The sequence below is a fragment of the Methylomonas sp. HYX-M1 genome, assembly GCF_040741385.1.
Lineage (GTDB): Bacteria > Pseudomonadota > Gammaproteobacteria > Methylococcales > Methylomonadaceae > Methylomonas > Methylomonas rhizoryzae.
This window is the reverse complement of the sequence record NZ_CP160405.1, coordinates 2,602,863-2,626,420: the sequence shown is the minus strand read 5'-3', so window position 1 is coordinate 2,626,420 and position 23,558 is coordinate 2,602,863. Positions and strand designations below refer to the sequence as shown.

23 protein-coding genes and 1 CRISPR repeat array (1 of these 24 only partly in view) are annotated in these 23,558 nt (G+C 53.9%); of the genes, 17 read left to right on the top strand and 6 right to left on the bottom strand.

The genetic code is table 11. The features are described from left to right. Positions 1-220 precede the first annotated feature (220 nt). Positions 221-2,326, top strand: a complete 2,106-nt coding sequence (locus AB0A83_RS11810; RefSeq protein WP_367154226.1) for a putative bifunctional diguanylate cyclase/phosphodiesterase — start codon at positions 221-223, stop codon at positions 2,324-2,326. 27 nt (positions 2,327-2,353) lie between these two features. Here AB0A83_RS11810 and holA read toward each other — a convergent pair whose 3' ends face one another. Genes holA through leuS form a run of 3 tightly spaced genes read right to left on the bottom strand, consistent with a single transcriptional unit; the run spans position 2,354 to position 6,495 of the window. Then, positions 2,354-3,379 carry a DNA polymerase III subunit delta gene (gene holA, locus AB0A83_RS11805; protein WP_150048643.1) on the bottom strand — a complete coding sequence of 342 codons (1,026 nt, stop codon included), beginning with the start codon at positions 3,377-3,379 and terminating at the stop codon, positions 2,354-2,356. Between the two features lie 4 nt (positions 3,380-3,383). Then, on the bottom strand, positions 3,384-3,902 hold the full coding sequence (lptE, locus tag AB0A83_RS11800; protein ID WP_150048641.1) for an LPS assembly lipoprotein LptE: 519 nt from the start codon (positions 3,900-3,902) through the stop codon (positions 3,384-3,386). A 4-nt stretch (positions 3,903-3,906) separates the two neighbouring features. Continuing rightward, positions 3,907-6,495, bottom strand: a complete 2,589-nt coding sequence (gene leuS, locus AB0A83_RS11795) for a leucine--tRNA ligase (RefSeq protein ID WP_367154223.1) — start codon at positions 6,493-6,495, stop codon at positions 3,907-3,909. A gap of 90 nt (positions 6,496-6,585) precedes the next feature. Between leuS and AB0A83_RS11790 the strand changes: the two genes are divergently transcribed. The 9 genes from AB0A83_RS11790 to AB0A83_RS11750 all read left to right on the top strand — a co-directional run bounded on the left by AB0A83_RS11790 (position 6,586) and on the right by AB0A83_RS11750 (position 12,378). Next, positions 6,586-7,074, top strand: coding sequence for a zinc ribbon-containing protein (locus AB0A83_RS11790; RefSeq protein ID WP_150048637.1), 489 nt, complete (start codon positions 6,586-6,588; stop codon positions 7,072-7,074). A gap of 64 nt (positions 7,075-7,138) precedes the next feature. Then, on the top strand, positions 7,139-7,912 hold the full coding sequence (locus AB0A83_RS11785; RefSeq protein ID WP_150048635.1) for a ParA family protein: 774 nt from the start codon (positions 7,139-7,141) through the stop codon (positions 7,910-7,912). 886 nt (positions 7,913-8,798) lie between these two features. Next, positions 8,799-9,341 carry an MOSC domain-containing protein gene (locus AB0A83_RS11780; RefSeq protein ID WP_367154221.1) on the top strand — a complete coding sequence of 181 codons (543 nt, stop codon included), beginning with the start codon at positions 8,799-8,801 and terminating at the stop codon, positions 9,339-9,341. A 265-nt stretch (positions 9,342-9,606) separates the two neighbouring features. After that, positions 9,607-10,575, top strand: coding sequence for a helix-turn-helix transcriptional regulator (locus AB0A83_RS11775; protein ID WP_367154219.1), 969 nt, complete (start codon positions 9,607-9,609; stop codon positions 10,573-10,575). 84 nt (positions 10,576-10,659) lie between these two features. Next, entirely contained in the window at positions 10,660-10,914 is a 255-nt protein-coding gene (locus AB0A83_RS11770; RefSeq protein WP_150048629.1) for a type II toxin-antitoxin system RelE/ParE family toxin, read from the top strand. Positions 10,915-10,945: 31 nt separating this feature from the next. Further along, the gene (locus AB0A83_RS11765; RefSeq protein WP_367156186.1) at positions 10,946-11,155 is read left to right on the top strand and encodes a transcriptional regulator; all 210 of its coding nucleotides are present in this window, start codon (positions 10,946-10,948) and stop codon (positions 11,153-11,155) included. Beyond that, the gene (locus AB0A83_RS11760; RefSeq protein WP_367154216.1) at positions 11,071-11,250 is read left to right on the top strand and encodes a HigA family addiction module antitoxin; all 180 of its coding nucleotides are present in this window, start codon (positions 11,071-11,073) and stop codon (positions 11,248-11,250) included. The genes AB0A83_RS11765 and AB0A83_RS11760 overlap by 85 nt, the downstream gene beginning before the upstream one ends. A gap of 607 nt (positions 11,251-11,857) precedes the next feature. Then, a complete protein-coding gene (locus AB0A83_RS11755) occupies positions 11,858-12,097 on the top strand; it encodes a type II toxin-antitoxin system Phd/YefM family antitoxin (RefSeq protein WP_150048625.1) in 240 nt (79 codons plus the stop codon). Next, positions 12,097-12,378 (top strand): type II toxin-antitoxin system RelE/ParE family toxin, encoded by a 282-nt coding sequence (locus tag AB0A83_RS11750; protein WP_150048623.1) that lies wholly within the window; start codon positions 12,097-12,099, stop codon positions 12,376-12,378. The genes AB0A83_RS11755 and AB0A83_RS11750 overlap by 1 nt, the downstream gene beginning before the upstream one ends. A 145-nt stretch (positions 12,379-12,523) precedes the next feature. Here AB0A83_RS11750 and AB0A83_RS11745 read toward each other — a convergent pair whose 3' ends face one another. After that, positions 12,524-12,802, bottom strand: a complete 279-nt coding sequence (locus AB0A83_RS11745) for a hypothetical protein (RefSeq protein ID WP_150048622.1) — start codon at positions 12,800-12,802, stop codon at positions 12,524-12,526. Between the two features lie 151 nt (positions 12,803-12,953). Between AB0A83_RS11745 and cas7u the strand changes: the two genes are divergently transcribed. From cas7u to AB0A83_RS11725, 4 genes are read left to right on the top strand one after another with little or no spacing between them, the layout of a single operon-like run. Next, complete coding sequence (gene cas7u / locus AB0A83_RS11740; RefSeq protein WP_367154214.1) at positions 12,954-14,168, top strand: type I-U CRISPR-associated RAMP protein Csb1/Cas7u; 1,215 nt, start codon at positions 12,954-12,956, stop codon at positions 14,166-14,168. Positions 14,169-14,171: 3 nt separating this feature from the next. Next, positions 14,172-15,614: a type I-U CRISPR-associated protein Csb2 gene (csb2, locus tag AB0A83_RS11735; protein ID WP_367154212.1), complete on the top strand. Its 1,443-nt coding sequence runs from the start codon at positions 14,172-14,174 to the stop codon at positions 15,612-15,614. After that, the gene (gene cas3u / locus AB0A83_RS11730; RefSeq protein WP_367154211.1) at positions 15,604-18,489 is read left to right on the top strand and encodes a type I-U CRISPR-associated helicase/endonuclease Cas3; all 2,886 of its coding nucleotides are present in this window, start codon (positions 15,604-15,606) and stop codon (positions 18,487-18,489) included. The genes csb2 and cas3u overlap by 11 nt, the downstream gene beginning before the upstream one ends. Further along, positions 18,473-19,396, top strand: a complete 924-nt coding sequence (locus tag AB0A83_RS11725; RefSeq protein WP_367154210.1) for a hypothetical protein — start codon at positions 18,473-18,475, stop codon at positions 19,394-19,396. Before cas3u ends, AB0A83_RS11725 begins: the two co-directional genes overlap by 17 nt. Before the next feature lie 57 nt (positions 19,397-19,453). Here AB0A83_RS11725 and AB0A83_RS11720 read toward each other — a convergent pair whose 3' ends face one another. Beyond that, positions 19,454-19,801 (bottom strand): type II toxin-antitoxin system PemK/MazF family toxin, encoded by a 348-nt coding sequence (locus AB0A83_RS11720; protein WP_367154209.1) that lies wholly within the window; start codon positions 19,799-19,801, stop codon positions 19,454-19,456. After that, positions 19,789-20,097, bottom strand: a complete 309-nt coding sequence (locus AB0A83_RS11715; protein WP_367154208.1) for a ribbon-helix-helix protein, CopG family — start codon at positions 20,095-20,097, stop codon at positions 19,789-19,791. The genes AB0A83_RS11720 and AB0A83_RS11715 overlap by 13 nt, the downstream gene beginning before the upstream one ends. 71 nt (positions 20,098-20,168) lie before the next feature. On the opposite strand from AB0A83_RS11715, the gene AB0A83_RS11710 reads away from it, so the two are divergent. The 3 genes from AB0A83_RS11710 to cas2 are packed head-to-tail and all read left to right on the top strand — an operon-like array spanning position 20,169 to position 22,400. Further along, positions 20,169-20,375, top strand: coding sequence for a hypothetical protein (locus AB0A83_RS11710; RefSeq protein WP_367154207.1), 207 nt, complete (start codon positions 20,169-20,171; stop codon positions 20,373-20,375). Between the two features lie 7 nt (positions 20,376-20,382). Next, positions 20,383-22,104: a CRISPR-associated endonuclease Cas1 gene (gene cas1, locus AB0A83_RS11705; RefSeq protein ID WP_367154206.1), complete on the top strand. Its 1,722-nt coding sequence runs from the start codon at positions 20,383-20,385 to the stop codon at positions 22,102-22,104. Further along, entirely contained in the window at positions 22,104-22,400 is a 297-nt protein-coding gene (cas2, locus tag AB0A83_RS11700; protein ID WP_367154205.1) for a CRISPR-associated endonuclease Cas2, read from the top strand. The genes cas1 and cas2 overlap by 1 nt, the downstream gene beginning before the upstream one ends. Before the next feature lie 215 nt (positions 22,401-22,615). Further along, positions 22,616-23,558: direct repeats of the CRISPR family, unit length 36 nt; unit sequence GCATTCCCCGGCCTCCCGCCGGGGCCTCATTGAAGC; it runs 2,203 nt beyond the window's last position.

The window sequence follows — 23,558 nt, the reverse complement described above, 5'->3', positions numbered from 1 at the left end:
GAGCTTGCAAGCGATCGGCGGATCAAACCGAGCCGACCGCATGGCAGCCCTAGGGTTGTCGTTTACTTGCGGTGATTGCATTTGCCTTTCTAAAATTTAGGCTGCGCCGACTCAATGTCTCGGTTTTGATTTCACAAAAAGTGCGGTAAGCTGCGCCTAGCGCCATAGCTGCGCCGATCGATTTGCTCGGCTTGTGACATGCAGTAACTCAGTGAGAGTCATGAACTTTTTACCCTTTGCTTACGACGAGTTTTCCGGTTTTTTGCCGCACGGCCATTGTTATTTGTGGCAAAGCGATTTGTTGTGGTTGCATGTCGTATCCGATGCGTTAATCGTTTGTTCCTATTATTCGATTCCGTTCGCGCTGTTTTATTTATTGATCAAGCGTAAAGACATACAGTTCGGCTGGATTTACGCGGGTTTCGGTTTGTTTATCTTTCTTTGCGGTACCACGCATTTGCTTAGCATATGGAATATATGGGTGCCGGATTATTGGCTTTCCGGCATAGTCAAGGCCGCGACGGCCGTCAGTTCCGTAGCAACCGCGCTGCTTATTTGGCCGTTGATTCCCCAAGCATTGGCGATACCCAGCCAAGCCGAATTGATGGCGGCGAATCGGGCTTTGGCCGACGAAGTTCAAAGTCATAGAATCACTCTGCACGAGTTGCGCAAGTTGTCGTCGGCGATTGAGTACAGCTCCGGAATGGTCGTGATAACAGACATAGACAGCCGTATCCAATATTGTAATCCGGCGTTTTTTTCTATCACAGGTTACCGGCGAGACGAAGTAATCGGGCAAAAAGTCAATCTGATTAAGTCGGATCTGACTTCGGCTGAAACCTACGAACAGCTATGGGCGACTTTACACTCCGGAAACGCTTGGCATGGCGAGTTTTTAAACCGCAAAAAAAACGGCGATTTGTTCTGGTGTCTGGAGTCGATAGCGCCGGTGTTGGATGAGCACGATAAGGTGACCAATTTCGTGTCGGTTATACACGATATCAGCGACCGTAAAGATTCGGAACAGCTTATCTGCCACATGGCTTATTTCGATCCGCTTACCGACTTGCCTAACCGGAGCTTATTCAGCGAGCGTCTGGATCAGGCGATTGCCTATGCCAAACGTAATCGGGGCTTGTTTTCGGTCATGTATTTAGACTTGGATAAATTTAAGCACGTCAACGACACCTTGGGGCATACGATAGGCGACAAGCTGTTGATCGAAGTCGGCCGGCGCATCAACGCGTGTTTGCGCGAGCAGGAGACCGTGGCCAGATTGGGCGGCGACGAATTCGCGATTATCAGTTTGCAATTGCACACGCCGGCAGACGCCGGAGACATTGCTCAGCGCATCATAGATGTCGTCAAACAAGCTTTGGTCATCGACAGCCATAGTGTATTCGTCAGCGCCAGTATCGGCATTAGCGTATACCCGGACGACGCTACCGATGCCCCTCAATTGATCAAACATGCGGACGACGCGCTTTACACCGCCAAACGCCACGGACGCAACAAATTCGAGTTTTACAATGCGGCGGCTAATGCCAAAGCGATGCGGCGCATGACGATAGAGAGTCATTTGCGCAAAGCGATGGACAGAGACGAATTTTCCTTGCGTTATCAGCCGGAAATAGACTTAAAGACCGGCCGGATATGCGGGGCCGAAGCCTTGTTGCGTTGGAATTCGCAATTGGGGGCCATAGGCCCGGACGAATTTATCCTGATTGCCGAGCATAGCGGCATCATCGCGGAGCTGGGCGTTTGGGTGTTAAAAAAGGCCTGCCGGGATTTTTCCCGTCCGGAATTTAGCGGATTAAATCAATTAAAGATCGCCATTAATTTATCCGCCAGACAATTCAAGCATGCCGGTTTGTTTGCCGATGTGAAGCGGGTGTTGGAGGAAACCGGTTTTCCGAGTAACCGCTTGCAGTTGGAGCTGACCGAGACCGCTTTAATGGACGACGTCGAGAGTGCGATAGAACAAATGCAGATGCTGAAAGGCTTGGGGATCGAATTGGCTATAGATGACTTCGGTACCGGTTTTTCGTCTCTCAGTTATTTACGGCGCTTTCCGGTCGATACCTTAAAAATCGACAAATCCTTCGTTGGAGACTTGGTCGATGCGGACGACGCCTGTATCGTGCGTTCGATCATCGGCTTGGCGCACGGCTTGAAACTTAAGGTTATCGCGGAAGGGGTGGAAACGGCCGCTCAAGTACAATTGCTGGAAGAATACGGCTGCGACCAAGCCCAAGGCTACTGGTATGCGGCGCCGGCCAAGATAGAAGATTTTTGCCGATTGTTTCAATCGAAGACGCAGGTTTGAGAGTGGCTGCTTGATTGATGCGCTTGGTTAATGGTGCTGCAGCCCCAGATCGGGTCTACAGATGCCGACGCACAGTTGAAATAAGGCTTCCCAGCTATCTCCGGGCAGCTGGCCTTTAATGGTGCGGTCGATTTGGGCACAGGACGAAACGAGCCGTTGCAAATCTTCAGACCGCAGGCGTTTCATGGTTTCCAGCGTAGCCGGTTTGCGTTTGTCCCTAATCTGATATTTTCGGCAAACGCTGTCTACCGAGGCACCGGCTTCCAGTTCGCTTTTAGCGTTGCAAAGGATGCGCAGTTCTCTACTCAACGCCCACAGTACGATCGGTGCGGCGACGCCTTCGGCCTTCAAGCCGCCGAGTACTTTAGTCGCACGGTTTAGCCGTCCGGCCAGTAGATAGTCGGTCAATCTGAATACGTCGAAGCGAGCGCTGTCGGCAACGCCGTATTCGATTTTCGCAGGGTCTATCGAGTGCGTGCCGTACAGAATAAACAGTTTCTCGATTTCTTGGGCTGCGGCCAGTAAATTGCCCTCCACCCTAACAGCCAGATTTTTAAGGGCGTCGTGGCTAAGCGTCAAGCCTCTTTTTTCGCTACGTCGTTGCAGCCAATTTAACAACTCGCCGCCTTGCAAGGGCCATACCTGCACGATAACCCCGAGTTTGTCTATGGCTTGAAACCACTGCGCTTTCACTGCGTTTCCGTCCAATTTGCCGGAAGTTATCAGCAATATCGTATCCGGCGGCGGATTTTGGCAATAGGCGATCAGGGTTTTGCTGCCGTCTTGGCCCGGTTTGCCGGACGGCAAGCGCAGATCGATTAGCTTTCTATCGGAAAAAATCGACAGACTGTCGGCTGCAAAACTCAGCAACGGCCACTCATTGCCTTGTTCTATGCCGATGACTTCGCGGACGTCGTAGCCGGCTTGTTTGGCGGCTAATCTGACGGCGTCGGCAGCTTCGCCTGATTGCAGCGGCTCATCGCCGCTGATCAAATAGACCGGACTCGGTCCGCGCTGCAATTGCGCGTCCAACTGCTCGGGTTTTAAACGCATGGGCTTAGCGTTTAATGCTGTCGACCGCCGCTTGGGCGCGCAACATCAACATTCGGGCCGCTTGCCGGTAAATTTCTTTTTTGATGACCAGTTCCTCGTTGTCTTTAGCTAACAATGCGGTTTGATCGTTGAAGTAGTCGCGGCTGATTTCCAGGGTTTGCTCGTCCAACAGCGGCGCTTCCTGATTGTCGTAAAACTGAAAGCGCAAATAGTAATTCAGCTCCACCTCGCTGGATTTACCGGTGGAGCCGACCGATAACACCCGCCGGCGCAGGTCTTCTTTCAGTACTTTTACCACGACGCCCGCTTCGTTGGGCGAGGCGACGATTTTGCCGTCCGAAACCCGCAGCATGTTTTTGATTTCGTCTTTTAAAGCCGCGGAAGAGCCGAACAGAAATAATTGTTTCAGTTCGCTGGGTAGGGCCAGCGAACCGCGCAAATGAAATCCGCAGCCGCCTAGCCACAAGGCGGCTAAAACCAGCACGATGCCGCTGAGCTGTTGTGTTGCTTTGGTTGAACGCATGGACTTAAACAACGATGTTCACCAGTTTTTGCGGGACGACGATCAGTTTTTTGATGGGCTTGCCTTCGATGTAGCGCAGCACGTTGTCGTCCGCCAGCGCCAAAGCTTCGATCTCTTGCTTGGATGCGGAAATTGTTACCGACAGTTTGCCGCGCAACTTACCGTTGACTTGCACCACCATCTCTATGCTGTCTTGTACCAGTGCGGAAGGGTCCAGCGTAGGCCAGGCGCGCACAACGATGTCGTCGGCATGGCCGAGTTCGCGCCATAACGCTTGGGCGATGTGCGGGACAATCGGCGACAGCATCAATACTACGGCTTCCAAGGCTTCTTGGCGTACCGCTTGGCCGTTTGCGCTGTCGTCTTCGAACTTATTCAATGCGTTGACCAATTCCATATTCGCGGCGATGGCGGTATTGAAGGTGTGTCGGCGCGCCATGTCGTCGCTGACCTTTTGTAAAGTCTGGTGCAGTTGACGGCGTAAGGCTTTTTGTTCGTCGCTGAAAGTGTTTTTGTCTGCCGCGCTTTGAGGCAAACCGGAAGCGACGTGCAGGTAAACCAAGCGCCACAAACGTTTTAAAAAGCGGGAGGCGCCTTCCACGCCGGCATCGTTCCATTCCAAGGATTGATCCGGTGGGGAGGTGAACATGGTGTAAAGCCGTACCGTATCGGCGCCGTACTTGTCGATCAACAATTGCGGGTCGACCCCGTTGTTTTTGGACTTGGACATTTTTTCGATGGCCCCTACCGTGACGGGCGAGCCGTCGTCCAGTAGTTTGGCCGCGACGATTTTGCCTTTGGCGTCGCGTTCGACTTCGATTTGGGTCAGGTTGAAATAGCGTTTATGGCCGTGTTCGTCCAGTTGATAGAAGGTTTCCGCGACTACCATTCCCTGAGTCAGCAAGTTTTTGAACGGCTCGTCGCAGCCAATCAGGCCTTGGTCGCGCAGCAACTTGGTGTAAAACCGCGCATACAGCAAATGCAAAATCGCGTGTTCGATGCCGCCGATGTAATGATCGACCGGTAACCAATAGTCGGCGCGTTGGTCCAGCATCGCCGTATGACAATCGCGGCTGGCGTAGCGGGCGAAATACCAGGATGACTCCATAAAGGTGTCGAAGGTATCGGTATCACGCCGCGCGGGTTTGCCGCATTGGGGGCAAGCTACGTGTGGGAATTCGGGATGCGCGGCCAACGGCGACTGCGAACCGTCGAGCACGACGTCGCGCGGCAGCGTGACCGGCAGTTGCTCGTCCGGCACCGGCAGCATGCCGCAATCGCCGCAGTAGATGACGGGCACCGGTGCGCCCCAATAACGCTGGCGGGATACACCCCAATCGCGCAGGCGGAAGTTGGTTTTACGTTCGCCTTTGCCCAAGGCGATGAGTTTGTCGGCAATCGCCTTGAAGGCGCCGCTAAAATCCAAGCCGTCGAATTCCCCGGAATTCTTCAGTACGCCTTTATCGGTAAAGGCTTTTTCGTGGGTGCTGTCGTCGGAACCGTCGGCAGCGGCTATGACCGGCTTAATGCTGATGCCGTATTTTCGGGCGAATTCGTAATCGCGTTGATCGTGGGCCGGTACCGACATCACCGCGCCGGTGCCGTAGCTCATCAATACGAAGTTGGCGATCCAGACCGGCACCTGCTCGCCGGTCAAGGGATGAGCAGCCGTGTAGCCGGAAGCGATGCCGCGTTTTTCCATGGTTTCCATCGCGGCTTCCGAGGTTTCCATTTGTTTGCACGATTCTATGAAGGCGGCAATCTGCGGATTGACGGCAGCGGCGTGCAGCGCGACCGGGTGTTCTGCGGCTACCGCTACGTAAGTAACCCCCATCACGGTATCCGGGCGGGTGGTGTAAATGCGGATGGGCTCGGCGAAACCTTCGACCGCGAAATCCATTTCCACGCCTTCGGAACGGCCTATCCAATTGGCTTGCATGGTGCGAACCTGTTCCGGCCAGCCGGGCAGTTTTTGCAAGTCGTCCAATAATTCTTGAGCATAAGCGGTGATTTTCAAAAACCACTGCGAAATTTCCTTCTTTTCGACCGGGGTGTCGCAACGCCAGCAGCAGCCGTCTATGACTTGCTCATTGGCCAGTACGGTTTGATCGTGCGGGCACCAATTGACCGGAGCGGTTTTTTTGTAAACGAGGCCTTTTTCTAACAGGCGCAGAAAGAACCACTGTTCCCAGCGGTAGTATTCCGGGTCGCAGGTAGCCAGCTCGCGGGTCCAGTCGTAGCCGAAACCCAAGCGTTTCAGCTGGTCGCGCATGTAGTCGATGTTGGAATAGGTCCAGTCTGCCGGGTGTACTTTATTCTGCATTGCGGCGTTTTCCGCCGGTAGCCCGAAGGCGTCCCAACCCATGGGTTGCAGCACGTGCTTGCCCTGCATGCGTTGGAAGCGGCTGATGACGTCGCCTATGGTGTAATTGCGCACGTGCCCCATATGCAGCTTGCCGCTGGGGTAGGGGAACATCGACAGGCAATAGTATTTTTCTTTGCCGGTATCTTCCGTCGCGGTAAAAACCCCCGATTTTTCCCATTCGGCTTGTATTTTTTGTTCGATTGCCGACGGTGTGTAGTGCTCTTCCATCCTAGTCGTCTTTTGCTGTAAAAAGGCGCTAGAATACCTTACGGACGCTTAAATCTGAAGCGTTCGGTCAATAAAACACCGGGAGACACCATGGGCGAAAATAAACTGACAAAAGCCTACGATCAGTTGATGGAACACCTTTACGAAGCATTGGACGATACCTTGCATTCCGTTGCCGACGCGCTGGAAAAAGCCAAAGAAAAAACCAGCGCAATAGGTGGGCATACTCAGGAAGAAATCAATAGAATCGCCGATTTTCTGATGCGCGATATTCAGCATGCTGCCACTGCGCCGGCTCCGAACAAAGAGCAGGACTCACTGTCCGAATGGCTGAAATTCGATATCGATTTGCTGGAGAATTTTGCGTTGGACGCATTTATGAGTTTGGCGGATAAAACCAAGCTCAAGCTGGCAGCCTTGGAAATGGAAGCCCGGCAATATCACCCCTACAAAAGCGGAGAAGTGGCGGGGCCGGGTACTTTTACCTGCGACGCATGCGGCAAGGAAATCGCTTTTAAATCCACCAGCATGATTCCTAAATGCCCGGCTTGTGGCGGCGACGCATTTACACGTTGTTGATATGGCAAGTATTAACCTTATAATGCGGCCTTTAATTATTATAACTTGAACATCGAGGGCGATTATGCGCAGGGTGATTTTTAATCAGAAAGGCGGGGTCGGCAAATCCACTATTACCTGTAATTTGGCTGCCATCAGCGCCATCGAAGGTAAAAAAACCCTGGTTATCGATTTGGATGTGCAGGGTAATTCCACGCAGTATCTGCTAGGTGCCAAGGTCACTGATTCGGAAAAAACCATTGCGCATTTTTTCAAGGACAGTCTCGGTTTGGGCTTGTTCGGCGGCAGCAAGGAAACTCTGGACGGCACTATCCATGAAACCCCGTTTCCCAATTTGTACGTATTGCCTTCACATCCCGATTTGGAAGGCTTGCAAAGCCGTTTGGAATCCAGACATAAGATCTACAAACTAAGAGAAGCCTTGGAGCGTTTGGAAGGCTTCGACAGCGTTTATATCGATACGCCGCCCATCCTGAATTTTTACAGTTTGTCCGCATTAATCGCAGCGGAAAAATGCCTGATTCCCTTCGATTGCGATACCTTCGCCCGAGAGGCCTTATACACTTTGATGCGCTCGATAGCCGAAGTCAAAGCCGATCATAATCCCGGCCTGCACGTCGAAGGCGTAGTGGTCAATCAATACCAAAAGCAGGCCAATCTTCCGCGCCAATTGGTCGAAGACTTGGTGGCCGAAGGTTTGCCGGTATTGGATACTAAAATTTCGACGTCGGTAAAAGTCAGAGAGTCGCACAGCGATGCCAAGCCTTTGATTCATTTCGCACCGTCGCATAAATTGACCGACGAATATCGCGCCTTGCACGTTGAATTGCATCGTTGAGATGCCTGCCGGACGAATCCTTAATTGCCCGGTCGGATGTTGAAAGCGCTTTATAACCGAAGCCGACGGCTGTGTTCAGAATCGGCTGTCATCTTTTTGTTTTGCTCGTTGTCCCAGAGCTAGTCTTTCGTTCTTTGATGCCGGTGCGAGCTTTTTTCCTAATGATTGGCCTGTATGCATCCAAAAGGGTCGACGGCACGTAGTTCTCTATGATCGTTCTGCAACGCAGATACGAGGAGATCAAGACCTGAATCATTTGGAGAACAGATATGAAAGCTCAATTCGGACTAATTTCCGGCATGCTGGTAGTGCTATTACTGGGATATCAAACTAGCGCGCAGTCACGCAGTGCCCAGCCCAGATTCGAACCCGGCGAGATCCAGACCGCCTTCGTGTGCGATTCGACAACCCATACTTGTCGGTGCGATGCGGGTGGAACCGATGACTGTTTTAAATTAGGGGAGTCGCGGTTGTGCAAGGAAGGAACGTTGAAGAAAGACGAGGAAAACGCCCACACGTTCGTATGTGAGTTCAAGTATTAGCCGTTCCTATCGCGCACGGGGGCTCAGCCGCCGTGCGCCATCGCCATCCCATTTGAGTCGTTGGAGGCTGCCCGACCGGCAGCAGACTCGCGATGTCCGGGCCGCAGCTTGACCATGTCCGGCGGAGAGTTGCTAAACAGTGGTTTGAAACGCTTTTGCTTCAAACACGTCTACTTCGTCCTTCAAACCGCTGATGTCGTACCGAACGGCGCAGGGTTGGAGCGGAATAGGGCGTAGTAGATTTCTTTTAGCAAAGCGTAATCGGGCGCATGTGTAAAACCGACAAAGCGCACGTTCCTGGAATCCGAACAAAACCGTAGCGCCACCGTTCAGCCTAATTCCACATGAACTTACGCGAGCTCAGTCAACAATTTTCCGCGGACGGCCGAGTCGAGGCCGTCATTTTGCGGCCTAGCCGCGCGGCGCCGGCAATCATGGTTGAACAAGCCGTCGCCGAACCCGGCCGCGGCTTGCTCGGCGACCGCCGTTCGGCCAATCTGCGCAGCGGCAAGCCAGCGACCAAGCGCGAGCTCAGCTTGTTTCAAGCCGAACATCTGCCCATCCTGGCCGCCTGGTGCGGCCTGGAGCATCTGCATCCCACCCGCTTGCGCCGCAATCTGCTGGTATCCGGGCTGAATTTGCTGGCGATGCGTTCGCCGTTTCCGGATACCGAGTTGGAATGGTCGATCGGCGACGAAGTGCGGATACACGTCACAGGTCCCTGCGATCCTTGCTCCAAACTGGCGACGGAATTGGGATTCGGCAGCTATAACGCGCTACGCGGCCACGGCGGCATGACTGCGCGTATTTCGGCCGGTGGTTTGATACGCGTCGGCGACCCAATCCGCCTGCACGCCATTTTGGACAAGGCGGCAGCAGTCGGCTGATACCGGCAATTGCCGATTGCCCCGATCCTGCCCATTCTCTGCGAATCAAGCATAACCAAGCCGACTTTGTTGGTTGATTTTGTCCGCCTATACCTGAAACTGCAGTTACAGGTAAAGTTGCTTGCCATGGCCCGGCTCGCAACAAACCGACATAACACGTTAGAATTCTCCGCGTTCGATTACGGACGAACGTCGCAGGCGCTAGACTAGACGTTCGGCGACTAACCAAACCATCGCCCTTGACGCCTCCAGCAAGGACAGCCGCATGCAACACCTCGACAAAATCGTCAAACTCCACAACCTATTCAAACACCGCCGCACACCAATTCCCGGTCCGGAAATAGACCGCGAACTGGCTTGCTCCAAAGCCACCCGCCAACGCCTGGTAGACGAACTGCGCGACCGCTTGAACGCGCCGCTGCTCTGCGTCCGCGGTGCCGGTTATTACTACGACCGCGACGACCCGCGCCACCCGTTCGAACTGCCCGGCATCTGGCTCAGCGCCGAGGAACTGCAAGCCCTGGTCGCCTGCCAGCATCTGTTAGGCAATCTGGCGCCGGGCTTGCTTCGCAACGAAATCGGCCAACTCCGCAGTCACCTGGAGAAACTGCTGGACCACTCACCGGGCGTCAAAACCCCGCAACTGGGCCGCATCAAAATCCTCAGCCAGGCTTACCGCAACCGCAACGACGACTTATTTCTGACCTTGGTCCAAGCCCTGTTTGAACAACAACGGCTGTTGATTGATTACCACGCCCGCAGCGACAACCAGACCAGCGAACGGCCGGTATCGCCGCAAAACCTGATCTTGTACAAAGATAACTGGTACTTGGACGCCTATTGCCACCAACGTCAGGAGCCGCGCACCTTCGCGCTGGACCGGATCAGATCGGCAACCGCCAGCGGCGAACCGGCGCAACTGCTGGACCCGACCACCCTGCAACAACACTTCGGCTCGTCCTACGGCATCTTCGCCGGCACGCCTGAACACACCGCCGTTCTCAACTTCTCCGCCAAGGCCGGGCGCTGGGTGTCCGACGAAACCTGGCACAGCCAACAACAATGCCAGTGGCTAACCGACGGCCGCTATCAACTGCGCATCCCCTTCAACCGCCACGAAGAACTGCTGATGGACGTTTTGAAATACGGCGCCGAGGTGGAAGTGGTGGCGCCGGGATTTTTGCGGGAATTGGTGCGCGAGCAGGCGGAGCGGATGCTGACGTTGTACCGGTGAAATGGCAAAGCACGGTGCGTGTTCAAGAGCGCTGCTTAGAAAATTCCGATTTTCAGATTCCGAATAACAGAATAATCTGCGGCTATGATTCATTCGTTTGCTTGCTCCGATACCCAAGCGCTTTTCAATAGCGAGTTGGTACTGCAATTTAAAAACATTGAGCGCGTCGCTCGGCGCAAGCTTTTGCAGCTGCATGCCGCTACCGACTTGGCCAGCTTACGCATTCCACCCGGAAACCGGCTCGAATCTTTAAAAGGCGATCGCAGTAGGCAGTACAGCATCCGTATCAACGAACAATGGCGGATTCGCTTTGCATGGCGAGAAGATGGTGCCTACTAGGTCGAAATTGTGGACTATCACTAGGTGAAACATGATTGAACTACTTGATGAAATACACCCCGGCGAAATCTTGCTGGAGGATTTTATGAAGCCGATGGGCATCTCCGCCCGTCAGCTCGCCGCGGATATTGACGTTCCCCCAGTCGAATCAGCGAATTGGTCAATGGCAAACGCCCGATCACTGCCGATACCGCCCTCAGGCTGGGTTTGTTTTTCGGCATGGAACCTCGGTTCTGGCTAAACCTGCAAAGCGAATACGACATGCGCATCGTCATCCGCACCCAACGCGAAACCATAGTACCGAGAATTCGGCCGTTTCAGCAGCCGGCTGTTTAAATCTACTTTGTCACATTAGCCTTACTTACCCTGGAAAGTTTTGCACGCCGTTTTGCACCGATTCTGGAAAATCCAAAAAAGTGTTCAGCTTGAAACCAGAATCGGTGTTCAGATTGCGCCAGGATGAATGTTCAACTTGGGCCAGAATATGCAACTGCTGCTGCCAATATCAAGACCGGCGCATTGGGGGGCTGAATATCAATACTTTGATGACGCGCATAGCCATGGGCAAATTCCTCAAGAGACTAAAAATAACCCTTCCAGCAATGGGACGTCATCATGCTCATTCTCTCAGCGGGATACCTTCGGTTCACCATTTTCGCTGACGTCGCCAGACCGCACTCAGAGAACGGGCACAGGACACCGTGCTTATTCGGCCTTCGCTGGAAAGGTCCCCCACAGAATAAACTTTCAACAGCAGCCTTTCCCTGTTTCTTGTTAACGCCATGCGACCGAAGGGCGCTTACTTTGCTCAGTACGAACGGTTAGGCGGAAAAAGTCGTTTCGGGAAGTTATTTTTTGCGAAATCCTCAATAAGCCTTGTGCGCTGCCACCGCCAAATGATTAAAATGAACAAAATAATCATTTTTTTAGCCGGGAGACTTTTATGAAAACCGTCAATGCCACTCAAGCCAAACAGTTATTCGGCGAATTGCTGAACAATGCTCAACAGGAGCCGGTGGTAATTCAAAAACATCAAAAAGATTTCGCCATTTTAGTGTCGTCTTCCCGCTATCAGGAGTTGCTGGAGTTCGAAGACAAATGCCTGCACAGCCTGGCGCTAACCGCCGAACAAGAAGGCTATATCGGAACCGAAGCCGGCCGGAGCTTGTTGGATAGCATTTGATGCGCCAAATCGACTTCACCAAGAGCGCCGAGCGCAGCCTGCGCAAGCTGGCGGAAGCGGATCGGCGCATTGCCAAACAAATCAAAATCAAACTGTTGGCGTTGTTGCAGGAACCGCAACCGCCCGAATCCCTGAAAATGGTCGGCAACCCAGAATATCTGCGAATACGCGTCGGCAAGTACCGCATCATTTACCGCTACGACGCCGCCATGCTCTACGTGGTGCTGATCGCCAAGCGGGAAATCGTCTACGAGGAATTTGCCCGGCTGATAGCGCGGTAACGAGCGGCGTTGGCCGTAATGAGCAACAACAGGCATGCGCTAGCGTAGATTGCTTTAAGTGGGTAAATAGGCCTCATAGCGGTTAAATAGTCGTTTAGAATAGTCTCTTTGCTTAAAGAATTTTTGACTTTTTGTTTTTACGCCGCTACTGTGCACCTGACTTCACTTTTCTCGGGAGGTATGCATGCGGCATCTTTTGCAACAATTTTTTGTTCGCGCCATAAATAATTTTCTCAATTCGATTGCGGAGAACAAGCCACAAAGCTTGAGCGCTAAATCCAGTGGCGATGACATAGAAATCAATATCATTGTTCGGCGCAAGTAAATTTTTTGGGACACCCCGATACACATTTCCCAAGCTTTTAAAGATATGTGCAGCTTGGGCTTCATTGAAGTAAGCATAGTGATTATTCAAGTTACGCATGTTTATTTAAATTTCCGTGGCGTGAAAGCGCCACGGCCTCATAGGCGGAAATTTCAATAATAAAAATCTCGGTATCGGGTTTTGAGACCGAGACGTTGTAAGTTAGAGCACGAAAGCACTCACCGTCATAAACCAACCAAAGGAAATCCAGATGAGCCAAGAAACCGTCGAATTAAACTTAGAAACGCTTACTTCCGCTGTTACCTCGGGTTGTTCAGCAATCCGGCTGGTTGCCAGACTTCAACCGGCTGGCGGACCAGGTAGCAAAGTTTTTCCGCCGACGCACTCGGAAGGTAAATACGCTTGGGAAACCCGGCTAATCGACGGCGGCGAAGTGGTTAAAACCGTGTTGCTGGATTCTGTGCAGTCGCAAGCCAATCGCATGGAACAGGCATTGAAGGAAGCCCATCAAGCCGGCCAATTAAATTTTCCGTTATTGGCGGTGGACTTTGGCGGCGAATTTGCGGACGTTGGCGAAATTACCACGCTAGACGCTCCGCATCGAATTGCCGACGCAATCTTTCGGGATAGCCTGTTAGAAGGAAAAAAATTCCCCGAAACCGACATTGCTAAAGCTTACGCCGCCGCGAACCAGCGTAATGCAACCGCGTTATATCTGTATTGCCCGCACGCACTGGTATTCGGTATCTGGGATTCGACGGGCTCTGCTGGCGGTTTAGGCAATAAATTCCAACGAGCCTTGGTTTCGGAGATTATCGGCATCAAAGCTGAAGCCGGTGTACTAACCAGTTCCCGGCTCGATCCGCTCGGTATTAAAACCGTTGAAATTTATGCAACTGAATCAGGCGGCTGGACTACCGACAAGGCTATGGCAAAGACTGATAAAAAAGGCGAAGCGGTCAAAATCAAACCGTCTGAAGTCAATCATTCCAATATTCCGCCGACCATCGAAAAAAACGAGAAAGGAGACGAATATATTCGTGGCGGCGTAACCATTGATTACGCCCATCAAACCACCGTGCTTTCGCTGCCCGCCTTGCGCCGATTGAATTTTCCGGTCAATGGCGAGTTGTCCGCGCAAATCAATATCGCCGCCAGAACGGTTTTAGCGGCATTAGGGCTGACGGCAATCGTTCACCAGTTGGAAAACGGCTACGATTTGCGCTCTCGATGCCTATTGGTTGCCGACGGAAAATTTACTTTCGAATTGCTCGATAATTACGGCGAAAGTCGTCGTTTTACGCTGACTACTGAAGAAGCCGACGCTTTGTTTAATGCTGCGGTGGCTAACGCGGCGGAATTGGGCCTAGTGTGGAACACCCAAAAAATCCGGTTGCAGCCAACCTCCGATTTACTGGAACTGGTCAGGAAGAGTCGTCAAGCCGGCCATTTGTCCGAGGCATAAGCGATGTTGGCCCTGGAAGTGGAATATTTGATGGGGCGGGTGATAGCGGCCTGCCATGACGACAGGCGAAAGGTCGAATGGCCGCCGCATCCGGCACGATTATTCGCCGCTTTGGTTGCGGCCTGCCAAGAATGCGAATTGGGCGAATCGGTCCGTCAAGCCTTGCAATGGTTGGAAACCCTCCCTGAGCCCAAGATTTACGCGGACCCTCCGCAAATTAAAGGGCTAGGGCGCGACACTCACGACGTGTTTGTGCCGGTTAATGATCCCAAAAGAAATACCATTAAACTTTTCCCGGATCGACGGTCGCGGCAACCTCGCTGGTTTCCGGCGTTTACGCCCACCGATAGCCACGTTTACTTTATTTGGGACGAAGTTGCAATCGACTCACCAACCGAACAAGCCTTGCAAGAGGTCGCTCAAAACGTTAGTTATTTAGGACACTCGATGTCGCCGGTGCGCGTCGCTGTGTATCTCGATGCCCCCTCGCAAAAAGCGCCCACTTTGGAACCCGATCCTCGAGGTTCTATTTTGTTGCGGACAACTGCGGAAGGCCGCTTGGAATATTTGGAAAGCCTACATTTGCGTCGCGTCGAAAATGCCGGTTTACAGCCTCGTTTGGGACGAATCAGCGAATACCGATTGGTGGGAACAAACGAAGCCTCGATTCAGCGGAGTTTTTATCAACGCATTTATGTTTTACGCAAGGAACAGGGCTGCCGTTTGCCGCTGGAAGCTGCGTTCGGTTTATGTTCGCTGCTGCGAAGTGCGTTGTTGGCATGTTGTGCCGATCCGTTGCCGGCGAGTATCAGCGGTCATTTGGAAAACGGTAATCCTTCACCAGAGCCGCATATGTCTGTTATTCCACTGCCGAATGTCGGCCATCGTCACGCCGATGGGAACATCATGGGTATTGCGGTTTTATTCCCGGAAAATGCCGCCGCTACCGAGCGTAAACAGTTAGAACAAGGCTTGAAAAGATTGGAAACTTTAAAACTGGGTATTTTGGGAACTTGGCGATTAAGTTTGATAGAGAGCGAGGCGTTCGCAAACATTGCTAAAACCTTAAGGCCCGATACTTATATCGATTCCAGTCAGCACTGGGCCTCGGTAACGCCGGTAGCATTCGGCCGTCATCCCAAAAAACACGCCGGAAAGGATGTGTTGGCGTTGATAGCTCAAAACTGTCGAGACATCGGTCTGCCCGAACCGGTTAGCGTCAATATTGTTCGCGCCGGTAAGTTCCACGCTGTGCCGCTAGCCGGAGAATTCAAACAGAGTGTCGACCTGCAACGCTGCTGTTATCTGAAAGATAAATTGTTGGCTCATATCGAGCTTAGTTTCGATCGCCCCGTAAGCGGCCCGGTGATATTGGGTGCCGGACGGTTTTTAGGTTTGGGTTTATGCCGACCGTATCGGCCTAAGGAGATCGCTCATGCGGGTTGAAGATTTCGATGCATTTTTCATGGCGTTGCACGGCAAACCACCGTTTCCTTGGCAAGCGCGCTTGGCGAAACAGCTTGGCGAAACTGGGACTTGGCCGCAGGTTTTGAACCTACCAACTTCAGCAGGTAAAACGGCAGCTTTAGATGCCGCGCTTTTCCATTTAATCGTGGAAGCGGCACAACCACCCGCGCAACGACGAGCGCCCCGGCGGATTTTCTTCGTAGTCGACCGTCGTCTAGTCGTAGACGAAGCCTACCAGCGCGCCATAAAAATAGCCGAAGCGCTTGCCAACGCTCAGGGCGGGAGCGGTATTCTGGCTGACGCCGCAGCCGGATTATTAAATTTGGCCGGTGAGGGAGCCAAGCAACCTTTAGTTGTCCGACGATTGCGCGGCGGCCTGCCAATGGAACGAGCCTTTCTCGGCAATCCACTACAACCGGCAGTTATTTTGACAACGGTGGACCAAGTCGGATCGCGCCTATTGTTTCGAGGGTACGGCGTGAGCGCCAACATGCGCCCAATCCATGCAGCCTTGACGGCGATGGATAGTCTGATTCTGCTTGATGAAGCGCATATGTCTCAGCCATTCTTACAAACTCTGAAAGCCGTTGCTCGTTATCGATCTGCCGATTGGAGTGAACGGCAAATCCGACTTCCGCATGCCGTGGTGCAAATGACCGCAACACCTGGCGACGCAACAAATGCGTTCGAATTGAACGACAAAGATTATGGGCATGAACTATTACAACAACGCTTGCAAAGCGCGAAGCCTGCCGAGCTTGAAGAAGTCAAGGATGCTAGTGCGCTAGCTAGCGTACTCGCTGATAAGACTATCGACCTGTTCGCACAGCTTGGAAAAACTTTGCCTGCTCCGGTAATTGGTGTTGTTGCTAATCGTGTCGCTACTGCGCGCGAAGTATTCGAGAGATTGAAAAGGCAATCGGATTCGGCCGAGATAATCTTACTGACCGGACGACTCCGGCCAGCAGATCGAGACCATATACTAAAAAAACACTTGCCGAGAATGAAAGCGGGTCGTAGCGGAGCGGAGGCAGGGAATTCAAAACCGTTATTTGTAGTTGCCACCCAGACAATTGAAGTCGGCGCCGACCTGGATTTCGACGGATTAGTGACAGAGTCAGCCGCGCTGGATGCGTTACGGCAACGTTTCGGCCGACTTAACCGGTTAGGTGAAAGGCCGCATTGCCTGGCAGCCGTTATCCATGCCAAATCAAATAAGGATGATCCGATATACGGTAAGGCACTCACTGAAACTTGGAAATGGCTTAACGAACACAGCGAAAAGATTAAAGGCAAAAAAAGCAAAGGATTCGATTTTGGCATCCTAAGGCTTAACGGATTGCTGGCGAAGAGCAATGTCTCGTCACTTTACATGTTGCCGGTTGACGCGCCGGTGTTGTTGCCGACTCATCTTGATGTTCTAGTTCAAACTTCGCCAAACCCGCGTGTGTCGCCAGATCCCGCTTTGTTGTTACATGGACCGAATAGCCGAGAAGAAGATGTGCAAGTGGTTTGGCGAGCCGATGTGCCGAAAAATTTTCTGATCGAGGATTTGGCGATACTTCAAGCGTTACCTCCCGCCAGCCACGAAGCCTTGGCAATTCCATTGTCAGCTTTCCGAGCATTTTTGCACCAAATAGGCGAAGCCGATGCCAACGATTTAGAGGGGCTAGCTGAGACCGGCGAAACAATCGAATTCACCGAGATCGGCAAACCGGTTGCTGTTTGGCGCGGTGCGAATGGCGCAGAAATGGTTTCCGCCAATCGTGTACGACCGGGTGATCTGGTGGTATTACCAGCGATTTACGGCGGCGCGGATGAATTCGGCTGGTATCCAACCAAAACAATACCTGTCAGCGATGTTGCCGAACTGGATTGCCTGACAAAGCGAGGAAAATACTATCTACGTTTGCATCCCGCATTGGTTTCGTATTGGTTCGAATCCGGCTCGGACAATGTCGTGGCTGAAATTCAAAGATTAATTGCAAACTGGCAACCGCGACTGGATGACGGCGAGACCGAATTAGCGGCTTTGTACCACGAAGTTTTGCGAATCGCCTTAGATAGCGAGTCCCTATCGTCAAACTATCGAACAGTAATCGAAGCCTTGTTACGAGAAAAATTTAGTGCAATCCCTTATGCAGAGCGCGATGCCAGCAAGGGCGTATTGTTAGTTTCGAAGCGCAATGTTGCTCAAACGCTGGTTGATGACGGTGATGCGCTGTCCTTGAGCCGAGAAGTTGGTTTGGAACAACATTCCCGAGGAGTTGCCGGTTTGGCGCGGGATTTTTCACTCGACCTAGGCTTGCCGCCTGATCTTGTTGCCAGCATCGAAAAAGCGGCGCTTTATCACGACCTAGGCAAGGCTGACCCAAGATTTCAGGCGATGTTACAAGGTGGGGTGGCCCGACACGATAAATGGCTGGCAAAAAGCGGCATTAACGCGGCTGATAGAATCGCTCGCCAACTAGCTCGGAAAATTGCAGCATACCCTAGCGGCCAGCGCCACGAATGCTATAGCGTGGCTCTATTACGGGCAAATCCCCAACTCCTTGAGTTTTCTGGCGACCCGGAATTGACGGAATACTTGGTCGGCAGCCATCACGGCCATGGTCGTCCATGGATGCCGGCGATTTCCGACGAAGGAACCGACATCGATTTAACCTTCGACAACCAGTCTATACATTTTTGCGGGGTACATAATCTTGAGCGGCTTGATGCCGGGTGGGCGGAGTTGTTTTGGCGGTTGATAAGGCGTTACGGCTATTGGGGCTTGAGCTTTTTAGAGACTCTCGTGCGATTAGCCGATCAACAGCATTCGGAATGGGAGAGCAAGAATGAAACAAACGACTGACATCGAGTTGAGTGGCTTGACCGGCAGTAGTCCGATTGGCGCGTTAGCCGCATTTGGCCTATTGCGCTTGTGCGCTGAGATACCCGTCCTGAGAGAAGCCAGATTGGCATGGCGCCGAGAAGACGATTGGATTGCCGTTTTGGAGGTATCGGATGTTGTTGACCGAGATTCTCTAACTGGATTGTTAAGCGATCACCTGATGCAACAATCCCACCAGGTTTTCGCTTGGGCGGATGACATCCGTGTCCAAAAATCGGACTATTGCCAAGTTCTTCAGCAATCTCTAAGCGATGCTAGCAGTGTCAATCGTCGGTCTTGTGACTACCTTGCGGCGTTTGCGTCTGAAATGGCGGTTGACAATGCCAAGGGCCTAGTCAAACCAACCGCGTTTTACATGACTTCAGGTCAACAAAAATTTCTCAGCAGCGCCCTAGAGTTGGCTGAATCTTTTAAAAAAGATCAAATTGAAAAAATTCGTGAAGCACTATTCGGTCCATGGTTATACCGAGATAAGCAACACGCGTTGGGATGGGATCCGGCCGCCGAACGAATATATGCATTGCGGCACAAAAAACCGGGAGAAGAGGCACCAACTAGTGTCAGCGCCGCCGTGCGTTTGGCGTTGGAATCGCTCCCGCTGTACCCGGTCTTTCCCGACAAACGAGGCCGATTAACCACTTCAGGGTTTGTTCGCCTTAATCGAGAAAACGCCTTCCGATGGCCTCTATGGCAAGCACCAATAAGTTTGGATACTTTGAGGTCTCTGTTAATTGCCAATTTGGAAAACGAAGAGGATTTAGCGCAACGAGGTGTCACTGCTGTTTACAGCTCCATCCGTTCTGAATTCGGGCAAGGCTATGGTCTATTTCGTCCGGCCCAGTTGGTTTGGCAGCAAACAAGGGGATGACATATGGTGTTAGCAACTCTGAATTTAGATATGCGTAGCGGCCTAGAGCGCGCAAACTCACCACAACCCCATCACCCCCCGCAAACTCTTCTCCACCGCCGCCAGTTCCTCGGCGGTGACGGTGGCGAGCGGGCCTGCGCCGAAGCGGTGGATGGCGCGCAGTTGTTCGGCCATGACGTAACTGTCGGCTTTCAGCCGGCCTTGCGGTGCAATCGGTATCCGCAGCGGCGCCAAGCTTGGCCGAAACTGGCTGGTCAGCGGCACCACCACAATCGTGGGCAGGCCGCCGGTAATCATCGCGTTGTCCTGCAACACCAGCACCGGCCTGATCTTGCCGATTTCGGCGCCCTTGTCGGGATTCAGATTGGCGGTCCACACTTCGCCGCGCTTCATCATTCCCACCATTTTTCGTCGGGGTCGATACCGGCGGCGCGCTCTTCGGCAATCAAACGGTCCAGGCCATCGTCCGCCGCGTCGAAATCCGCGGCAATTTGCAGCGCTTCCGCCCTGGCTTGCGGATCGTTGGCCAAGGCGCGTGCCGCTTCCACCATTTCCGCCATAAACCGCTCGCGCTCGCGGCGGGCCAGGTATTCGGTGATCGCCAAGCGGGCGATTTCCGATTGGCTTTTGCCTGCCAGTTGGGCTTCGGTTTTGAGATTGGCTTCCACATCGTCGGGTAAACGCAGGCTGATGGCGGACATAGTGGATTCCATTACAACGACAAAACGACGGACAAATTCTATGACAACCCTGACGCACAAAACCTTCCCCTATGACTGAGCTAAGCACGAACGACTGGCCAGAGGAAACGCCCATTCCCCTTTGGCACCCTTTGGTGCCCGACGACATTCGCCTCGCAGTCGGCCAATTTGCGGACCAAGCCGGCAATTTACACCGGGTACCTACAGGCCGGGTCATCGAATGGTGGCTATTCGACCTTGACGGCGAATTGCTGGAAATATTTTGGCTGGAGGACTAGCCAAGCCGTGTCCGACGAACGCCCGCCCATTCAACTGGAACTACCGCTGCCCTTCCCGGAATTGTCCGGCGACATGCCGTTGTTGCCGGCGCGGATGATCAACGAATACCAGTACTGCCCGCGTTTGGCCTATCTGGAATGGGTGCAAGGCGAATGGGCGGCGTCGGCGGACACCGTGGAAGGCGACCACGCCCACCGCCGGGTGGACAAGCCGTCCAAGCGTTTTCCGGAAGCCGACGAACTGGACGACACCGAGAAGTTGCACGGCCGCTCGATTACCTTGTCGTCCAACCGCTTAGGCCTGATCGCCAAACTGGACTTGATCGAAGCCGAGGACGGCGTGGTCACACCGATCGATTACAAGCGCGGCAAGCGCCCGCACGTGGCGCGCGGCGCTTACGACCCGGAGCGGGTGCAACTTTGCGTGCAAGGCATGGTTTTGCGCGAACACGGTTACGTCTGCGAGGAGGGTGCCTTGTACTTCGTGCAAAGCCGCGAGCGGGTGCGGGTGACGTTCGACGACGAACTGCAGCAACTCACCGCCAACGCCATCAACGGCCTGCGCCTGATCGCCGCCGGTGGCCACATTCCCGATCCGCTACGAGACAGCCCGAAATGCGCCGGTTGCTCGCTGGTCGGTATTTGTCTGCCAGACGAAGTCAATTATCTGCGCCACGCCGACCTGGAGCCCCGGCCGCTGGCAGTGATGCGCGACGAAGCGCTGCCGGTTTACGTGCAGGCCTACAAGGCCAAGATCGGTAAAAAAGGCGAGGAACTGGAAATCAGCATCGACGACGAAAAGGTGCAGACCGCGCGGCTGGTGGATGTTTCCCAAGTCGTAGTGATGGGCAACGTCTACATCACCACGCCGTGTTTGCAAGATTTGATGAAGCGCGAGATTCCGGTCAGTTGGCACAGTTACGGCGGCTGGTTTGTCGGCCACACCGTCGGCACCGGCCACAAGAACGTCGAGTTGCGCACCGCCCAGTACAAAGCCAGTTTCGACGACAAAACCTGTCTGGCGATTGCCCGCAATCTGGTGCGCGCCAAAATCCAGAACAGCCGCACGCTGGCCCGGCGCAATTGGCGCTCCGACGCGCCGGTGGAACCCTTGCTGGACGCCCTGAAAAACCTAGCCGACAAAGCCTTGCGCGCTACCGACTTGCCACAATTGCTGGGCATAGAAGGCGGGGCGGCGGCCCAGTATTTCGCCGCCTTCGATCAGCTGATCAAAAAACCGGACGACAGCAAGCAGCTGAGTTTTGACTTCAACACCCGCAACCGGCGACCGCCCACCGATCCGGTCAATGCCTTGCTGTCGTTTGCCTATGCCATGCTGACCCGCACCTGGACCATGAATTTGAGCGCGGTCGGCTTGGACCCGTATCGCGGCTTTTACCACCAGCCGCGCTATGGCCGGCCGGCGCTGGCATTGGATTTGATGGAACCGTTCCGGCCCATAGTCGCCGATTCCACCGTATTGCAAGTCATCAACAACGGCGAGGTGCGTCCCACCGATTTCGTCAGCGCCGCCGGCAGCGTCAACTTGAACGACGGCGGCCGCAAGCGCTTCATCGCCGCCTTCGAACGTCGTATGAGCCAGGAGATTACCCATCCGCTGTTCGGCTATAAAGTCGATTACCGGCGCCTGTTCGAAATCCAGGCCCGCTTGTTCGGCCGCTATTTGCTCGGCGAATTGCCGGAATATCCCAATTTCACCACGCGCTGATGGCGGCCTACGAACATCTTTACATCATCACCTACGACATCCGCGACCCCAAGCGCTGGCGCCGGGTATTCCGGTTGATGAAAGGCTACGGCGAATGGCTGCAACTGTCGGTGTTCCAATGCCGGCTCAGCCGCAAGCGCCACGCCGAATTGATTGCGCTGTTGGACGGCATCATTCACCATAACGAAGACCACATCTTGATCGTCAACATCGGCCCGGCGGAAACCGTCAAGCCGTCGGTGGTCAGTTTGGGCAAGGATTTTGAGGTGGTGGAACGGCAGCCGGTGATCGTGTGACGATGGACAGCAAGAGTTGCCGAGCCGTCGCGAGCGCTGCGGTGCCGCGTAAAAGCCGGGCAGGTCTCGCAAGCCCGTTGCTCTTTAACAATCAGGCACTTAGATATTTTGATTGGCGGATGACGGCCTTTTCGGCTAGATTTGACCAGCCGTTTGGCTCAGCCCTCGCAAACGGCCCGCGCAGGCCGCGCCAATCAAGGCCTCCAGCCCGCGCTGCATTCCCCGGCCTCCCGCCGGGGCCTCATTGAAGCCACTAAATAATCGGTCAAACTCCGCTTGCTCGCTTTCGTGCATTCCCCGGCCTCCCGCCGGGGCCTCATTGAAGCGAAGTACAAGCGGATGCGGTGATTACGCTAGGCGAGGGCATTCCCCGGCCTCCCGCCGGGGCCTCATTGAAGCTTCAAGTACAAGATCAGGATCTAGGTCTAGGGTGGGCATTCCCCGGCCTCCCGCCGGGGCCTCATTGAAGCTATTTTTCCGGAAGGCTTTCAGGTTAATCAGGATCGCATTCCCCGGCCTCCCGCCGGGGCCTCATTGAAGCCCATAGCGTGCTGCATCCGGTATTTGCTTAAACCCAGCATTCCCCGGCCTCCCGCCGGGGCCTCATTGAAGCTAGGGTAATTTCCACGTAGCCGGCGGCGACGGCTTGCATTCCCCGGCCTCCCGCCGGGGCCTCATTGAAGCGGTGCGGCTTGTGCGGAATCCGACGTTTCGCCTGGCGGCATTCCCCGGCCTCCCGCCGGGGCCTCATTGAAGCCACCGTATCCGGCGGACAGTAGCTGTCCCAGTCGCGCATTCCCCGGCCTCCCGCCGGGGCCTCATTGAAGCTCCATCAGGTAATCGCTCCCTCTAGCTTGCATTCAAGGCATTCCCCGGCCTCCCGCCGGGGCCTCATTGAAGCTCGAAGATACGGCTATCGCTATCAACGATGCGCAGCGCATTCCCCGGCCTCCCGCCGGGGCCTCATTGAAGCGCCGACTTGCACGCTGCCGTAGTAAGCCACGCCGGACGCATTCCCCGGCCTCCCGCCGGGGCCTCATTGAAGCAGCCTGTACACCGTCGACAGCGGCCCGGACGATCCAATGCATTCCCCGGCCTCCCGCCGGGGCCTCATTGAAGCAGTCTGTTCGATGTGCATTGCTCTGGCAATGCTGTGCG

What these genes read in the sequence shown, in the direction of transcription:
- AB0A83_RS11775 (WP_367154219.1), top strand. Translation starts at nt 9,607, where the DNA reads ATGCAACACCTCGACAAAATCGTCAAACTCCACAACCTATTCAAACAC.
- AB0A83_RS11750 (WP_150048623.1), top strand. Translation starts at nt 12,097, where the DNA reads ATGCGCCAAATCGACTTCACCAAGAGCGCCGAGCGCAGCCTGCGCAAG.
- holA (WP_150048643.1), bottom strand. Translation starts at nt 3,379, where the DNA reads ATGCGTTTAAAACCCGAGCAGTTGGACGCGCAATTGCAGCGCGGACCG.
- AB0A83_RS11720 (WP_367154209.1), bottom strand. Translation starts at nt 19,801, where the DNA reads ATGGTGGGAATGATGAAGCGCGGCGAAGTGTGGACCGCCAATCTGAAT.
- AB0A83_RS11745 (WP_150048622.1), bottom strand. Translation starts at nt 12,802, where the DNA reads ATGCGTAACTTGAATAATCACTATGCTTACTTCAATGAAGCCCAAGCT.
- AB0A83_RS11780 (WP_367154221.1), top strand. Translation starts at nt 8,799, where the DNA reads ATGAACTTACGCGAGCTCAGTCAACAATTTTCCGCGGACGGCCGAGTC.
- AB0A83_RS11725 (WP_367154210.1), top strand. Translation starts at nt 18,473, where the DNA reads ATGAAACAAACGACTGACATCGAGTTGAGTGGCTTGACCGGCAGTAGT.
- AB0A83_RS11755 (WP_150048625.1), top strand. Translation starts at nt 11,858, where the DNA reads ATGAAAACCGTCAATGCCACTCAAGCCAAACAGTTATTCGGCGAATTG.
- AB0A83_RS11790 (WP_150048637.1), top strand. Translation starts at nt 6,586, where the DNA reads ATGGGCGAAAATAAACTGACAAAAGCCTACGATCAGTTGATGGAACAC.
- AB0A83_RS11810 (WP_367154226.1), top strand. Translation starts at nt 221, where the DNA reads ATGAACTTTTTACCCTTTGCTTACGACGAGTTTTCCGGTTTTTTGCCG.
- lptE (WP_150048641.1), bottom strand. Translation starts at nt 3,902, where the DNA reads ATGCGTTCAACCAAAGCAACACAACAGCTCAGCGGCATCGTGCTGGTT.
- cas3u (WP_367154211.1), top strand. Translation starts at nt 15,604, where the DNA reads ATGCGGGTTGAAGATTTCGATGCATTTTTCATGGCGTTGCACGGCAAA.
- AB0A83_RS11765 (WP_367156186.1), top strand. Translation starts at nt 10,946, where the DNA reads ATGATTGAACTACTTGATGAAATACACCCCGGCGAAATCTTGCTGGAG.
- leuS (WP_367154223.1), bottom strand. Translation starts at nt 6,495, where the DNA reads ATGGAAGAGCACTACACACCGTCGGCAATCGAACAAAAAATACAAGCC.
- cas2 (WP_367154205.1), top strand. Translation starts at nt 22,104, where the DNA reads ATGGCGGCCTACGAACATCTTTACATCATCACCTACGACATCCGCGAC.
- AB0A83_RS11710 (WP_367154207.1), top strand. Translation starts at nt 20,169, where the DNA reads ATGACTGAGCTAAGCACGAACGACTGGCCAGAGGAAACGCCCATTCCC.
- AB0A83_RS11715 (WP_367154208.1), bottom strand. Translation starts at nt 20,097, where the DNA reads ATGTCCGCCATCAGCCTGCGTTTACCCGACGATGTGGAAGCCAATCTC.
- AB0A83_RS11770 (WP_150048629.1), top strand. Translation starts at nt 10,660, where the DNA reads ATGATTCATTCGTTTGCTTGCTCCGATACCCAAGCGCTTTTCAATAGC.
- csb2 (WP_367154212.1), top strand. Translation starts at nt 14,172, where the DNA reads ATGTTGGCCCTGGAAGTGGAATATTTGATGGGGCGGGTGATAGCGGCC.
- AB0A83_RS11785 (WP_150048635.1), top strand. Translation starts at nt 7,139, where the DNA reads ATGCGCAGGGTGATTTTTAATCAGAAAGGCGGGGTCGGCAAATCCACT.
- cas7u (WP_367154214.1), top strand. Translation starts at nt 12,954, where the DNA reads ATGAGCCAAGAAACCGTCGAATTAAACTTAGAAACGCTTACTTCCGCT.